This window comes from Shewanella nanhaiensis (assembly GCF_019457885.1).
GTDB lineage: Bacteria > Pseudomonadota > Gammaproteobacteria > Enterobacterales > Shewanellaceae > Shewanella > Shewanella nanhaiensis.
In genome coordinates, this window is sequence record NZ_JAHZST010000010.1 from 92,605 (window position 1) to 108,323 (window position 15,719).

Genomic DNA, 15,719 nt, shown 5'->3' on the forward strand with positions numbered 1-15,719 from the left:
CACTTCCGGTAAGGACTATTTCTTGAAATATACTCGAGCCAGCAAAAAAGCTAATGAGTAAAATTAGGTGTTTCAAATATCAATTAGCTTGAGGTTAAGCTACCTAGTTTATTTTTTAATCGCAAATAAAACTCTAAAAATAGTTTAGGGAGTGGTGACCTTATCAAGAGTAGTAAGCTTGTTAGAGCAATATAGATCCCTGGCTCTATCACTTCCGATTTTACAGACCAGTAAAAATGAATTGGAACGAGCAGTGCCAAAAGATATACAAGGTTATGTAACTGCTGCCAACGTTTTCCCATCTTTCGTCTCAAAGCTTTAAATGAAGTAATAGATAATAAAAACAAAATAATATATGAAACTGCTCCTACTAATATATAAGGTCTTTTTACTACTTCCTCAAATAGTAATGACCATGCAAATAATAGGTCTAAACTAATAAATGCAAAAATGTGCAAATTTGCATAAGCAAATACATAAAGCCCAATGACTCGGCGAGTCTGTATCAAGACACCTTGTTTAAACTTACGTGCTATTGGTGAGATACATAAAAGTATGACTAAAGTATTTAACGCACCTATACCTGTGTAATGGATGATATATTGAACAGGATCGCCTCCCGCTTTATCCAAAATAATTAATAGAATTAAATAAACGACAGGTAAAATGGCTAACAAGTGGATAGCCAGCTTTAACCAAAATAAGTGCTTCATTGTTAAGCGCATTATCACTCCAAAACGAGAGAAGCTTGCTTTGGACCACAAAGCAAGCTAAATGGATATTAATAGTTTCTTCTTAAATCTAAATCTCGATAAAGATCTGCGACCTGTTCTTGATAACCATTAAATGGACGAGTTTTAATTCGTGTTGCAGAAAATAAACCTCCTTCACCAATTCGTCTTTCACTTGCTTGAGACCAACGCGGATGATCAACATCGGGATTAACATTGGCATAAAAACCATACTCTTGTGGAGCAAGTTGATTCCAGCTTGTTGGTGGACGCTTATCCATGACTCGGATCCGAACTAAAGATTTAATGCTTTTAAAGCCGTATTTCCAAGGAACCACTAACCTAATGGGCGCCCCATTTTGAGGTGGCAAGCTTTTTCCATATAAACCCACAGCTAAGAAAGATAGATCATTCATCGCTTCAGCTAAGGTTAAACCTTCAACATAGGGATAATGGATCCCCCCTCCCATTAAGCGACTTTTCTGTCCAGGCATCTGATCCGGATCAAACAGGGTCTCAAAAGCCACATATTTTGCTCTGCTGTTAACTCCCACTTTTTTCAATAATGCAGCCAAAGGAAATCCCACCCAAGGAACGACCATAGACCAGGCCTCGACACAACGTAAACGGTAAGTTCGTTCTTCCAGCGCCATCATCTTAGTAAGATCTTCAAAGCCTAATGTTATGGGGTTATCAACCTCCCCATCGATCACCAGAGACCAAGGATCCACCTTTAATCCCTGTGAATTTTCCACGGGATCAGACTTACTTGTACCAAATTCGTAAAAATTATTATGAGTCGATACCTTTGAAAATGGGGTTTTAGCCTCACTCAACTCAAAGCCTTTATTGACGGTAAATGCCAAAGGACTAGTAATAAAAGGCGTACTGGGTTGACTCTTACCGAACAGGTCAAAAATACCAGCCTGAACTTGCCCTGGAATACTCGCTCCTATAGCCCCTAAGCCTAAGGCTTTGATTATATTTCGTCGGTCATTAAACACAGATTCAGGGGTGATATCTGAACTCTTAACTGTGTCCCAAGATGGTCTTTTTATAAAATGCATTGAATACCCCTTTTAATTTTATACCCAAACAACTTCAAGATGCAGGATTCAGCATGTCGAAAAGTGACAGAGTTCAAGGCATGAAATAGTAGGACTAGTTATTCTAATTCAATATTTCATAACACAGAAAAATGTTGCTTCTCGCCATGCCCTTCGGGAGTTCCCGTAGAATCCCTGCACTGCGTTAGTGATATCAACAAGGGAATAACCATTATCCTCAATCACTGCCTTGTTCAGCAATCCTACGGGAGCTCTGAAACGAGCATCTTGAGGTCGCTTGGGTATATACAGACCGCTTAAACATCAGATCAATTTCAAGTTAGTTGACACTTAAACTAATAACTCAAGTACTGTAAAAACTATCCTTCTCTATTATAGCTCCCAACACCCTCCATTTATTAGTAATAACGGCCCAGTTACGTAACACAATAACAACATACGATTAAGAGTTATTCATTTACGCTCATCCGACTTGAAGAAGCCGTGTCGAAATGCGAATCTTAACCCTCTTTCTGACCAAGGCCATCTTCCCATGCCCATAGATATTACTCTTACAGCTCCCCAAATTGCCGCACTTATCGCGGTCGCTTTCCTTTCACTTTTAATTGGTGCGCTATTAAACCAAAAACTAACCCGGCGCCGCTGGGAGCTATCTAAAGAGCACCTGAATGATATCCATCAACAGGAGATAGAGCAGTATCAGCAGGATCTACAACATAAAGAATCCATTTTATGTGAAAAAGAGCAGCAACAGGAACAGCTACAATTCAAGCTTGAACAGCAATTATCCGCCTTAGGAAAGGCACAAGCTGATGCTGAGCGCTGCAGTGGTTTAGAACTTCAGCTCAAAGAGATCCAACGTAAACTGATGGAAGCCCAGCTTGCATTATCTAAATCTAACGCCATGCAACAAACCCTTAGGGTCAAATTTGAAGCGGAGCAGCAAGCGCTAGAAGATAAACTCGCACTGCTGGAAAGTGCTGAAGTGAGGTTAAATACTCAATTTGAAAACCTCGCGAACAAAATATTTGAGGAGCGTTCGGAAAAGTTCCAACATCAAAACACAAATCAACTCGACTCAGTACTTGCCCCCTTTAAGCAACAACTCGAGGGTTTTAGAAAACAGGTTAGCGAATCCTATACCAATGAACAATCACAACGAAGTGCATTTAACCACCAACTTGAGTCATTAAAAGCACTCAATCTGCAGATGAGCCGTGATGCCGTTAATCTAACCAATGCATTAAAAGGCGATAATAAACAACAAGGGAACTGGGGAGAGGTCATTTTAGAGCGTGTTTTACAGGAGAGTGGTCTGCGAGAGGGGCATGAATACGACACTCAAACCGACCTTAAAAACGATGACGGCAAACGCTTTAAGCCCGATGTAGTTGTTCATCTTCCAGAAAATAAAGATGTGGTTATTGATGCCAAAATGTCCCTAATCGCCTACGAGCGTTACTTTAACAGTGATGAGGAAGAGGTACGAAAACAGGCTCTTAAAGAACATGTAATTTCGGTTCGTAGCCATATAAAAGGTCTAAGTAACAAGGACTACCAAAAGCTCCATGGACTAACAAGCCTTGACTATGTGCTTATGTTTATTCCTCTAGAGCCTGCATTCCTTCTGGCGCTTGAGCACGACCCAAGTATAGTGAACTATGCATTAGAACAAAATATCATGATCGTCAGCCCGACAAACTTGCTCGTTGCACTGAGAACAATCAACAATATCTGGCGTTATGAATACCAAAACCAAAACGCACAACAGATCGCCAAGCAAGCAGGCAAGATATACGATAAACTTTGTGGTTATATCGAAGACATGGAAAAGTTAGGTAGAGCCATTGATGGAGCGGAAAAAAGCTACTCAAATGCCATGAATAAGCTTTCCAGCGGTAAAGGAAACTTAATCAAGCAGGCGCATCAGATGCAGCAGCTAGGTGTTGATACCAGTAAAAAAATTGATCAACGTATGCTAGATCAAGCCCTATCTGACTACCAATTAGATGACAAGCCGTTGAACTAATACACTCGCTTGACCGTCAAAGAATATGGATATTTTAAGGAAGATGTAGATGCGGTTGATTAACACTTTCAAGCAGGTTTTATCTCATGTGCCGCGCTTAATCGCGCTGCAATGTGCTTTTTTATGTTTAGCTGTTATCAATCTAGCTCACAGTGCACCACTTACCCAAGAGCAGCAAACCTACCTTGATGCACGTAAGGCATTGGATAAACGTCAAACCGAAACCTACACCCGCTTAAGAGCAAAACTGGATGATTACCCCCTAAATATCTATCTCGATTTTCATGCCGATATCAATAACATCTTAACCCTTAAAGGCAAACAGGCCGAACAAGCCATCAAGCAGTTTAAACATACCCCTCTTTATAATACCGCCAGATACCGTTACCTCAATCGCGCCGGCGCCCAAAAACGCTGGAGTGACTTTTTAGCAGTCAGTCCAAACTCACCGAAAAGCGTCACCCTACAATGCTATTTCTACCGAGCTCAGCTCTCACAAGGCGATAAAACAGCGGCGTACAAAGGCGCAAAGTCACTTTGGTTATATGGAAAATCACGACCTAAAGAGTGTGACCCACTATTTAAAGCCTGGGGGAAGACTGGCGAGATCACCCAAGAGTTGATCTGGTCACGCATGTTATTAAGCTTTAATGCGAATCAATATGGCTTATTAACCTATCTGTCACGTAAGATAACGACGCAGCAAAAAGCGGCCAAAAAGTTGCTGAGTGTCTATAAAGATCCAAGAAGTCTACGCCATACTCGCACCTTTTCATCATCGGCAAAGATCTACGCAGATATTGTCGATGCTGGTCTGCGAAAGTTATCCAGAAAAGATCTAAAGCAAGCTGTAAAGTTGTACGCCAGCTACCAAAAAGCGGATAGGTTCAGTGACTATCAAGGTAGAAAACTGAGCCGTTACTTAGTTAGACGAGCTGTGATCCGTCAAGATGATGGATTAAAAACCTTTGTCGATACCATGCTGCCTCTGCTAGATAGTGACGATCTGGTTGAACTTAGACTCAGATGGGCCATTCGCGAAAATGATCAGCAAGCTATAAGCAGCTACTTACCTCAGCTTAGTGAGCAAAAAAAGGCTAAATCAAGGTGGCAATATTGGCTAGCCAGAGATGCGGACAGAAAAGGCAATCTCGATCCGACAAACCTAGAAAATCTAAGCCAGCAGCGCAACTTTTACGGTTTTTCAGCAGCCGATAAACTGGACTCAGAATACCAGTTGCAAGATACCTTATCAGTCAGTGATCCCACACATCATCAAGCACTCAATCTGGATAAAGGGCTAGCGAGAGTTATTGAGCTCCTTGCACTGGATAAAAATATTGATGCCAGAGCTGAATGGGTACTTATGCTCAGTAGACATGACAAAGCCATGCAGAAAGAGTACGCAGTGTTAGCATTAAAAAATCAGTGGCACTCTTTGGGCGTACAAGCCAGCATTCAAGGAAAGTTGTGGAACGACATGACAATCCGTTTTCCCTATGCAGCAGATAATGAGTTCGTTAAAGCCAGCAAGCGATATAAGGTCGATATCGATGAGATAAGGGCTATCGCCAGACGAGAGAGTGCTTTTTATCCATACGCAACCTCAGGTGTTGGTGCTCGAGGCCTGATGCAGCTTATGCCAGCAACAGCAAAAGAGACTGCAAAAAGGTATAAACTCAAGTACAAGGGAACACGAAGCTTGTATCACCCAGATACAAATATCCCCCTTGGCAGTGCCTACTACTCTTCACTACTCAAGCAGTTTAACAATAATCGAGTACTTGCAACGGCCGCCTATAACGCTGGCCCACACAGGGTAAAACGTTGGCTTAAAGAGTCCAATGGTCAATTAGATGTGATCGCGTTTATCGAGTCACTTCCCTTCACAGAAACTCGCGAATATGTGCAAGCAGTATTAAGTTATCGGGTTATCTATCAGATTAAGCAAAACAAACCCCCTGAACTGTTTTCAGCTGAAGAGCTCAATTACAAATACTAATATTAACTATTACAATCTCACTGATAGGCTAATGAATGGAAAATTTATCGCTTTCATTAGCCTAACTTCAAATAATTGTTGAAAAATCTAGCGATCAGACCCTATTAAGGTAAAAGTTTTAGACTCTTAAACTAGAATGTGAATAATAATTATTTCGTTTAAGAGTACCTCACATTTATGATCCCACTCGATAGACTCTACTTAAGTGCTGAATACCAGCCTCTGATAGACAGCAAAAGCTTAAATGTTTTTGGATATGAAGCGCTATCTCGGTTTAATGATGACCACGGCAATAGCACACCACCTAATATTGTCTTTGAGCAACTCCATAAAGAGGAGCAGCTACTTTCTGTCATTGAGTACAAGGCAAAAGTATTTCAGATCCGTCACTCAAATTTAACCTATCCCCTCTTTATCAACCTAGATCCCCATGCGGCTGAGTACAACTTCGATGAACTACTTCTACTGCTTGCATCTCGTGAGGAGATCACAGTTGAGCTGATAGAAAACACTTGCATTAACGATGCTAGGCTATCGAGTAAACTGCTATCACAACTTAAAGCTAAACAGATTAAAGTTGCACTCGATGATATAGGCGCACCACACTCAATGATCTCCCTTGACCTTTTGAGTCAGGTCAATACGCTTAAGTTTGATATCGACTGGTTTAATAAAACATCACAAGATGAACTTAATCTGATAAAAGCCCTTATTCAGTTTGCAAAAAACAGCAATAAGTTAACGGTTTTGGAAGGGATAGAAACAGAAGAGCAACTTGAGCTTGCCCGTCAACTGCAGATAGATCTCGTTCAGGGCTTTCTATTCAAAGATCAATTCGTCAAAACACCGACTTCTGTCAAATTAATCCCGCAAATATCAGCAGAAAAAGAGGAGATAAGGGGATAAAAGAAGATAAATGAAACTAAACTGGATCCTAGTCAAACTTTGGCTCATAGTTGATTTATCAGACAGTTAATAAATGATAACCGCTGTAAGGAATCAGATGACACAGCAAAATCTATCCCAGATCATCAAACAACTCGAAATGGTACTCTTGGGCAAGCCGGATCAGATAAAGCTGGCCCTCACCTGCATTCTGGCAAAAGGGCATCTGCTTATCGAAGATCTCCCTGGAATGGGTAAAACCAGTCTCTCTCACGGCATAGCACAAACCCTAGGCCTGAGTTATCAAAGAGTTCAGTTCACCAGTGATATGCTACCTGCTGACATTTTAGGTGTCTCCATATTCGACAGCGAACAATCACAGTTTATTTTCCACCCAGGGCCCATTTTTAAACAGATGATCTTAGCCGATGAGATAAACCGTGCAAGCCCAAAAACCCAAAGTGCACTTCTTGAAGCCATGGCTGAACACCAGATCACCGTTGATGGGGTAACTCACCCGCTGCCTAACCCCTTCTTTGTTATTGCAACCCAAAATCCTAGTGAGCAATCAGGGACATTTCCCCTACCTGAATCACAACTCGATCGCTTTATGATGCGGCTCTCCATTGGTTACCCCTCTGCAGATGCAGAACTTGAGATGCTGAAAAGCTATGTCCAATCGCCACAGATCACAACTCTACCTCAATGTATCACCCAACTTGAACTGATTGAACAGCAACAGATGGTAGACAAAGTTAGTGCTTCCGATGCCCTACTTGGCTATATACTGGCGCTAATTGATGCATCACGAGTCCAAAAAGAGGGCTTTGGCCTTTCACCAAGAGCCAGTAAAGCACTACTGCAAGCAGCTAAAGCTTGGGCTTTTATTCAAGGTCGAACTTATCTGGTTCCCGAAGATGTCCAAGCGGTATTTTCATCGGTTGCCGAACACAGGATCCGCAGTAGTAGTCAGCAGCAAGGTGAAGCGATATCGCAAAAAATCCTTAGCAATATCAATCCAATTCTTTAATTTTTCACATTAAAATTATGGTAAGTAATCGCAGAAAACCAGGAAAATTAAAGCAATGGTTTAACCAATGGCTAAACAGTCGACTTCCTGCTGCGACGAAAGTGACCTTGGCCCATAGAAGTGTCTTTATACTACCGTCAGGGTTTGGACTCTTATGGCTAACATTAGTCTTGTTGCTTTTTCTTTTTGGTACAAACTACCAAAACAACTTAGTCATAGGGTTAAGCCTACTGCTACTAAGCGTCTTTAATACCTGCATCATCTACAGCTACCGAAACTTAGCAGGCATGACTATCTCCTCAACCTTGTCTCCCCAAGCCTATGCCGGAGACACTTTAGTGTTTCCAGTTCGTTTATATGCCAGCCAACCGCAATATGAAGTGCTACTCAATTACCCAAATAATCAAATAAAGGTCATTAAAAAAGTCACCAATGAAGCCAGTACTTCACTTATCCCTTTTATCAATGAGCGCAGGGGAAGAGTATCACCGGGAAGACTTAAAATTGAATCCCGCTACCCACTTGGATTATGCAGAGCGTGGTCACATGTAGATCTAGACAATGAACACATTGTCTATGCAGCGCCGTTAGAAGCGAATGAGCGACTCTCCCACCTTGACAGTGAGCAAGATTATGTTGCCGATGACCAAGGGGGCCATATCCCTGGCGTGGATGAATTCAAAGGCTTAAGGCAACATATCCCAGGTGAGTCTCTTAAACAGGTAGCTTGGAAACAACTCGCTCAAGGAAGAGGGATGTTAACCAAGGAGTTTCAACAGCCACAGGGAGAGCCACAATGGCTGTCGTTAACCGACTTTTCTCCAACTTCTCTTGAGAGCAGATTGAGTCAACTGACACACTCAGTAGATAGATTAAGTGAAAAGGGGCAGATCTTCGGTCTACAACTTGGGGAGAGAACCATCCAACCTGCTGATGGGGAAGCTCACAGGATAAGTTGCCTTCAGGCACTTGCTCTGGTACCTGCTAAGCCTGAGACACGAACATGAGCAGTGAGCACAGCGAGATCATCTCCCGGCATAGCCTGTTATGGTTGCTGCTTGCAAATGTAGCAATCTTGCTCCCTCTGTATGAGAAGCTCACCCCATGGACAATGGCCATATGCGGGATCTGTCTACTATGGCGACTGGGCATATTTATCGGTAAAGTCGCCAAACCACCACGCTATTTAGTCACCCTCTTAGCCTTAGGCTCAGCCATCACCCTCGCCTTAATTATCAATAGCATAGGTTTATTGAACGGGCTGATCAATCTACTTGTTTTAGGCTATGCGCTGAAATACATAGAGATGAGAAAAAGGCGAGATGTAAGAACGGTTGTCTTGGTGGGCTACTTCCTTATTGCCCTTACCTTTATCAACCAGCAATCTATCATCTACACATTAATCTTGGGCCTTGTTACCACCATCAATACTTGCGTGCTGGTTAGTCTGTACCATGAGGGCAATAAGCTAAAAGAGACGGCTTTAATGGGGAGTAAACTCATCATACAGAGCCTACCTCTGGCAGCCCTACTTTTTATTGTACTCCCTAAACTCCCTCCCCTGTGGATGGTGCCACAAAACAGCTCCGCAACAACGGGGCTATCAGATCAAGTCAGTTTTGGGGATATTGAGAAACTCACCCGCTCAGCATCTCTGGCATTTCGCGCCGAATTTGATAGGTCTCCTCCCACCAATCATCTCCTGTACTGGCGTGCACTAGTAATGGAGGATTATAATGGCAAAGTTTGGACTCAACATAAGAGTATTAAACAGATAGAGAAAGATGTTCAATTTACTGTTTCTGGTAGAGCCCGCCCTTTAGGAAATCCAGTCAATTATAGTGTTATCGCAGAGCCTAGCTATCAAAACTGGCTATATGGACTCGATGTTGCCTTTAGTGATGACAGTAACATCAGTAATCTGCCCGATTACCGCCTCTATGCAAAACGCTCTGTCGATCAGCAATACCGCTACCGAGTTCAATCCTACCTCAAGTCCCCCATGAGTCCAGTTCTCGATGATAAAGTGAAACAGATAAACCTCTCACTACCAGAAGCAAGCAACCTAAAAACCCAAGCCTTTGCCAATCAATTGATGCAGGAGTACCCAGACCCGCTTCAGAGGCTAAATGCGCTAATGAACTACTTCAATCAGGGGGATTACTTTTACACACTCTCACCTCCTCGAGTCGGACCGCAACAGATTGATGATTTTCTTTTTGAAAACAAAGCAGGCTTTTGTGTTCATTACGCCAGTGCTTTCACCTTTATCGCCAGAAAAACCGGCATTCCAACCAGACTCGTCACAGGCTATCAGGGGGGGGAGTGGAACCAGCAAGCAGGATATCTGAGTGTTTATCAATATATGGCACACGCTTGGGCAGAGGTTTGGTTAGAGGGTAAAGGCTGGGTTAGGTTTGATCCAACCGCGATGATCGCACCACAGCGTGTTTTAGAGGGGTTTGATGCCATCTTTCAGCCTGAATCAAGTTATCTGTTAGATAGCCCCTTTAGTCCATTAAGATTAAGAGAGTTTCCTCTGCTGAATAAACTAAGGCTCTCCTTAGCCAGTATGGATTATTACTGGAGTGTTTGGGTGCTCGGTTTCGACAGCAATAAACAGCAACGCGTGCTTCAAAAGTTGCTCGGAGGGGTGACTAAACAGAAGATGTCCCTGTTTATGTTGATAGCAATATCACTCATCGGTCTCACTATTGCGTATAGTGCTGGTCTACTCACTTTTCGTCAACGCGGCGAACAGCACGCAACAAAGTACACACAGATATGCAACAAACTAAGTGGTAAAGGTTTAGAAAGAAGGCTAGATGAGGGACCCCTTGATTATGGTAAAAGAGTTGAGTTAGCCATGCCCTCCCTTGCTAATGAATTTGCACTCTTCACCCAATATTACATTGCACTAAAATACCAACCTCTTACCAAAGAGGGTCAAAAAAAGATTTCAAAACTGTTTTTACGTCTCTTCAAACAGATCAAGAAGAAACTGTAAACCCTGACACGAAGCAGGTTTCAAGGCAGTTCAAACTACCCACCATGAGGTATACCTAAATAGGTAAAAATTAAACCTCTTGTCATTTCCTCTGCAAAAATTCCATTTTTCTTTTCGGTTCCGTCCAAAAATTAAGATGATCTAGATCAAAGCAGCCCCATATTCAGCCGTAAGTTAACGGTAAAAACCCTACTCAGGTCAAAAAAACTGACCATTTTTGATACAAGTCAATAAAGAGTTCCTGTCATAAGAGCACACTAAACGGATTCACAAATCACCTATATTTTCGCAACATCAGATGTTGGAGCTAATAAAATGTCAAACGAAGGAAAAATGAATCTGCTCAATTTTGCAGATCCAAAAATAAAAATGCTTCATGTAACATGGTTCGCTTTTTTCTTGTCTTTTGTCGTCTGGTTTAGTCACGCCCCCTTAATGGTATTTATTAAGGAAGCGTTCGACCTAACCAGTGCTCAGGTAAAAGCCCTACTCATCTTAAACGTTGCGCTTACCATACCTGCTCGCATTGTGGTCGGGATCTTAGTTGATAAATACGGTCCAAGAATTATTTACAGTAGCTTACTCATCATCTCCTCATTTATCTGTCTCGGTTTTGCTATGGCCCAAAGTTTTGAACAGTTAGCCCTGTTCAGGTTTCTCTTAGGCTTTGTGGGCGCCGGCTTTGTGATTGGCATTCGACTCGTGGGTGAGTGGTTCCCAGCTAAACAGGTCGGCATTGCCGAGGGGATCTATGGTGGCTGGGGGAACTTCGGCTCTGCCGCTGCGGCAATGTCTCTGCCAACGTTAGCCTACGCATTTGGTGGTGATGATGGTTGGCGCTACGCCTTAGCGTGCACCGGGATCTTAGCAGGTCTATACGGCATATTCTTCTACATTGCAGCCCGTAACACACCAAAAGGCTCCACCTACTTTAAACCTAAAAAATCTGGTGGTTTGGAGGTCACAAGTTGGAAAGACTTCTACTTTTATCTATTTATGAATATCCCCATGTATATCGCCCTCGCCGTGCTGGCTTGGAAATTATCACCAACAGGGGTAAACCTATTCACCACTGAAACCATGTACATCATGTGGGCGTCACTCTTGGTGCTATTTTTTATTCAGGTTAACTCCATCTGGCGAGTCAATAAGGAGAACCTGACCCATGGTGTGCCTAACATTGAGAAGTATGAGTTTAAACAAGTTGCCATTCTCGATGTTGCTTACTTTGTTACCTTCGGCTCTGAGCTTGCGGTAGTTTCCATGCTGCCTCTGTTTTTCTTAGAAACATTTGATGGGCTAGATCCAGTAAAAGCGGGGTTACTGGCCTCAGGCTTTGCCTTTATGAACTTGGTTGCCCGCCCAACTGGAGGCTGGTTTAGTGACAAGTTTGGACGACGCAAGAGCTTGATGATCTTAGTCGGCGGCTTAGCTGTTGGTTATGCCATACTCAGTCAAGTCGATGGCGGCTGGTTTATCCCCCTAGCCGTGATGGCAACTATGCTCTGCTCCTTTTTCGTTCAAGCAGGTGAAGGCGCTGTATTTGCCATAGTGCCACTGGTCAAACGCCGCATGACAGGCCAGATTGCTGGTATGGCAGGTGCCTACGGCAATGTAGGTGCAGTAACCTATCTAACGGTTTTATCTTTTGTAGATTACAGCACCTTCTTCTTGGTCATATCAGGCTCGGCTCTGTTTATCTTTATCGCAACCATGTTCCTTAATGAGCCTAAGGGACATATGGCAGAGGTGAACGAAGATGGAACGGTGGAACTTATTGATGTGAACTAATTTACACAGCTTGCCAGCTTTTTAGCTGAGCTGATAATGTGTTTACTCTTTGCCTAAACTAAAAATGAGCAAAATATGCAAATAACCAACAGTTTAAATATTGATCTTGCTAGCCATACTCAACAAGGCCTGAAAGAGATAAATGAGGATGCTGTTGGTTTTTTTGTGCCCAATGAGACAAGACTACTCGACAATAAGGGGATCTTGTTAGTCGTTGCCGATGGTGTCAGCAGCGCCGAGGCTGGCAAAGCTGCTAGCGCCACCGCGGTGACACGCTTTATCAATGACTACTATCCCACACCTGAGACTTGGTCGGTTAAACACGCAGGTCAAAAACTACTCTCTAGTATCAATATTACCCTCTTCAAACGCAGTCATGAGTTTGCCAATGAGGAGAAAGGTTACCTGACCACTTTTACTGGCATGGTGATTAAATCCAGAACCTGCCACTTCTTCCATGTGGGTGACAGTCGTGCTTACCTGCTACGCGATGGGAAGCTAACCCAACTGACCCGAGATCATGTTGCCAGTATTGGGACTGGTAGAACCTTCCTTGCTCGTGCCGTAGGAATGGATAACTGTCTGCAGATTGACTACGGCTCAGTCGATCTTGAAACTGGTGACATATTATTAGCCACATCTGATGGCATACACGACTTTGTCGATGAAGCTGTATTGATAGAGGTGCTCTCCTCCCAGCTTACAGAGCAGGAGAAGATAGACAAACTTGCTGCACTTGCCTTAGATAATGGCAGTGATGATAACATCAGTGGCGTCATTGCCCATATCACAGGCTTACCTAATGAAAGCCTCAATGATTACAACACAAAACTCACTCGGCTCCCTTTTCCTCCTCCTCTCGAGCCTGGCGTGATCCTCGATGGATATCAGATCATGGAGGAGTTGTTTGCCAGTAGCCGCAGCCAACTCTACCTTGTTGAGGACAGCGAAACTGGCGAGAGAGTCGTCATGAAAACCCCCTCAGTCACTTTTGAGGAGGATACAGGGTATATCGATAGGTTTATTCAAGAGGAGTGGATAGGAAAGCGGATACACAGTGAGTACGTCGTTAAGATCATTGAGCAGAAACGCCCCAGAACTTGTCTCTACTATTTAATGGAGTATGTCCATGGAGTTTCTTTAGATAAGTGGATGAAACAAAACCACTTCCCTAAACCTAAAATAGCCATATCCATTATCGAAAAGGTGGCAAAAGGCTTGAGTGAGTTCCATAAAATGGAAACCATACATCAAGACTTAAAACCAGCGAATATACTCATTAATCAGGACAATGAGATAAAAATTGTCGATTTTGGATCTGTTTTTGTTGCTGGTGTCGCAGAGATTTTTGTGCCACTGGATCATGAAGGTGTCCTCGGCACAGCCACTTACTCAGATCCTAAATACCTGTTAGGAAAAAACACGGGAATACAGGGGGATCTCTACGCCCTAGCGACTATCTGCTACGAACTCTTTTGTGGAAAGCTCCCCTATGGTGACAAGATAGAGGAGTGCCAAACGGCCTTCGAGTATGACCGCCTTCGTTATATCCCTGCCAGTGACGTGAACCCCATTATTCCTATCTGGTTTGATAGAACACTCCAACGAGGAGTCGCCTTCGACTTAGAGGAGCGTTATGAAGTTATCGATGATTTCTTAACGGACTTAAGGAACCCAAACCCCATTTTTTTAAGGGACGATCCTAAGGCTAAAAAGAATAAGAGCCAGGTATTATTTTGGCAACTTCTCTCAGGATTTTGGATATTAATGCTGATCTTGGTGGTTGCCATGTTTAAGCAGGGCTAATAATAACGAATTAAAATATAAAGGTGGAAAAGTTAATTTATCTAGCTTTAACCCTGTTTCGATCAATAAATAAGCCTATCTGTTAACTATAATAACAGAGACATCAAGGATGATATATTCATATATACAATAGGTGGTAGTCACTAATTATATTTTAGGTCTTCCATAATAAACAAAAATAACGGTGAGTATTCATGATTAAAATGTTTAAAGAGTTATTACAGATGACATCCGAACAATCGGCTCCTCAACGTCTACTTTTTTTATTTGCTGATGCAGAAGCAACAAACCCTAAAAAAAGTAAGAAACACCAAAGGGGTACCATCTCTCCTGTTATGTGTGTCGATAAACTCCCCTCAGAATTGAGCTCTTTTGATGCATTAGTCAAAGAGGCGGATTCAATCGCAAAGCAGTGGAATTTTGTCTTTGTGGCCAGTTTAAGTGGTGATAATGGTATCGCTCCTACAACAGAGGAAGCGGAGCCTTTCTTAAACAAGATGGCGAACGATATTGAAACAGGAAATGGAGTCGGCCGATATGTGATTTTCGATAGAGATGAAAATCCAATCCAACTAGAATCCCATGGCTAAAAGGCCATACTTATCAGTCGCTAACCTGTAACCCTATGTTTTATTTAGCGCTATTGTGTTTCTAATCAAGACTGCTATGCTGATATTTTAAACAGATAATAACTTATCTCTTATGCCAATGAAATCTATGTCGAACAGGGAAGTTTTCGCCTCCATCATAGGTGCTTTTTTTGCGACCTTGTGCGCCTCATTTTTCAGTAATAGTATTCTCGAAGCCGATAATATGCCGATGATCTTAGCCTCCACAGGTGCATCAGCTATGCTAATTTTCGGTATACCTCACAGTCCAGTCTCCCAACCTTGGCCTTTAGTCGGCGGCCACCTTATTTCTGCCTTTATCGGGATCAGTGCCTATTATCTTATTCCAAATCCAATACTGGCCTCATCCGTTGCCATAGGTGTTGCCATGCTACTGATGCATAACACTGGCTGTATGCACCCACCAGGAGGAGCAACCGCAGTCACGGCTGTGATTGGCGGCGCTAACGTCCATGAACTGGGTTACTACTTTATTATTGTCCCAGTTTTTTTTAATGCCATCATTTTACTCTCTATCGCCATGGCAGTCGCAACCTTCAGGGAGAAAAATCCATTTGTCATTGATTAATCAGACAGTTATACCAATCAGTATAAGAAGTTGATCTACTCAGAGTGTCTTTTGGCAAACTAATTCAAGGCGAATGGATGATGTAATGGTTGTTCCCTTGTAAGTTCATTCAACGCAGAAGTAGGCAGCCAAAAACACTCCTTACAGGCGAGTTTTAGCGGTTCTGATACTGCG

Annotated in this window: 12 protein-coding genes; 10 read left to right on the forward strand and 2 right to left on the reverse strand. The window is 42.7% G+C overall.

Annotated elements, in window-relative coordinates; genetic code table 11:
- Positions 1 to 83: 83 nt before the first annotated feature.
- Both msrQ and msrP read right to left on the reverse strand, forming a co-directional pair.
- Positions 84 to 728 (reverse strand): protein-methionine-sulfoxide reductase heme-binding subunit MsrQ, encoded by a 645-nt coding sequence (gene msrQ / locus K0625_RS14485; protein WP_220110413.1) that lies wholly within the window; start codon positions 726 to 728, stop codon positions 84 to 86.
- Between the two features lie 53 nt (positions 729 to 781).
- Positions 782 to 1,798 (reverse strand): protein-methionine-sulfoxide reductase catalytic subunit MsrP, encoded by a 1,017-nt coding sequence (msrP, locus tag K0625_RS14490; protein ID WP_220110340.1) that lies wholly within the window; start codon positions 1,796 to 1,798, stop codon positions 782 to 784.
- A 532-nt stretch (positions 1,799 to 2,330) separates the two neighbouring features.
- Between msrP and rmuC the strand changes: the two genes are divergently transcribed.
- From rmuC to K0625_RS14540, 10 genes are all read left to right on the forward strand, one after another.
- On the forward strand, positions 2,331 to 3,827 hold the full coding sequence (gene rmuC / locus K0625_RS14495; RefSeq protein WP_220110341.1) for a DNA recombination protein RmuC: 1,497 nt from the start codon (positions 2,331 to 2,333) through the stop codon (positions 3,825 to 3,827).
- 49 nt (positions 3,828 to 3,876) lie between these two features.
- Positions 3,877 to 5,829 (forward strand): transglycosylase SLT domain-containing protein, encoded by a 1,953-nt coding sequence (locus K0625_RS14500; protein ID WP_220110342.1) that lies wholly within the window; start codon positions 3,877 to 3,879, stop codon positions 5,827 to 5,829.
- Between the two features lie 177 nt (positions 5,830 to 6,006).
- A complete protein-coding gene (locus K0625_RS14505) occupies positions 6,007 to 6,735 on the forward strand; it encodes an EAL domain-containing protein (RefSeq protein ID WP_220110343.1) in 729 nt (242 codons plus the stop codon).
- Positions 6,736 to 6,832: 97 nt separating this feature from the next.
- On the forward strand, positions 6,833 to 7,744 hold the full coding sequence (locus K0625_RS14510) for an AAA family ATPase (RefSeq protein ID WP_220110344.1): 912 nt from the start codon (positions 6,833 to 6,835) through the stop codon (positions 7,742 to 7,744).
- A 17-nt stretch (positions 7,745 to 7,761) separates the two neighbouring features.
- On the forward strand, positions 7,762 to 8,751 hold the full coding sequence (locus K0625_RS14515; protein ID WP_220110345.1) for a DUF58 domain-containing protein: 990 nt from the start codon (positions 7,762 to 7,764) through the stop codon (positions 8,749 to 8,751).
- On the forward strand, positions 8,748 to 10,751 hold the full coding sequence (locus tag K0625_RS14520; RefSeq protein ID WP_220110346.1) for a transglutaminase TgpA family protein: 2,004 nt from the start codon (positions 8,748 to 8,750) through the stop codon (positions 10,749 to 10,751). The genes K0625_RS14515 and K0625_RS14520 overlap by 4 nt, the downstream gene beginning before the upstream one ends.
- Positions 10,752 to 11,066: 315 nt before the next feature.
- Positions 11,067 to 12,542 carry a NarK family nitrate/nitrite MFS transporter gene (locus K0625_RS14525; protein ID WP_220110347.1) on the forward strand — a complete coding sequence of 492 codons (1,476 nt, stop codon included), beginning with the start codon at positions 11,067 to 11,069 and terminating at the stop codon, positions 12,540 to 12,542.
- Positions 12,543 to 12,617: 75 nt separating this feature from the next.
- Positions 12,618 to 14,348, forward strand: a complete 1,731-nt coding sequence (locus K0625_RS14530; RefSeq protein WP_220110348.1) for a bifunctional protein-serine/threonine kinase/phosphatase — start codon at positions 12,618 to 12,620, stop codon at positions 14,346 to 14,348.
- Positions 14,349 to 14,572: 224 nt separating this feature from the next.
- Positions 14,573 to 14,938 carry a ribonucleotide reductase subunit alpha gene (locus K0625_RS14535; protein WP_232847109.1) on the forward strand — a complete coding sequence of 122 codons (366 nt, stop codon included), beginning with the start codon at positions 14,573 to 14,575 and terminating at the stop codon, positions 14,936 to 14,938.
- Positions 14,939 to 15,065: 127 nt separating this feature from the next.
- Positions 15,066 to 15,545 carry an HPP family protein gene (locus K0625_RS14540; protein ID WP_232847110.1) on the forward strand — a complete coding sequence of 160 codons (480 nt, stop codon included), beginning with the start codon at positions 15,066 to 15,068 and terminating at the stop codon, positions 15,543 to 15,545.
- The last annotated feature ends 174 nt before the right edge of the window (positions 15,546 to 15,719 follow it).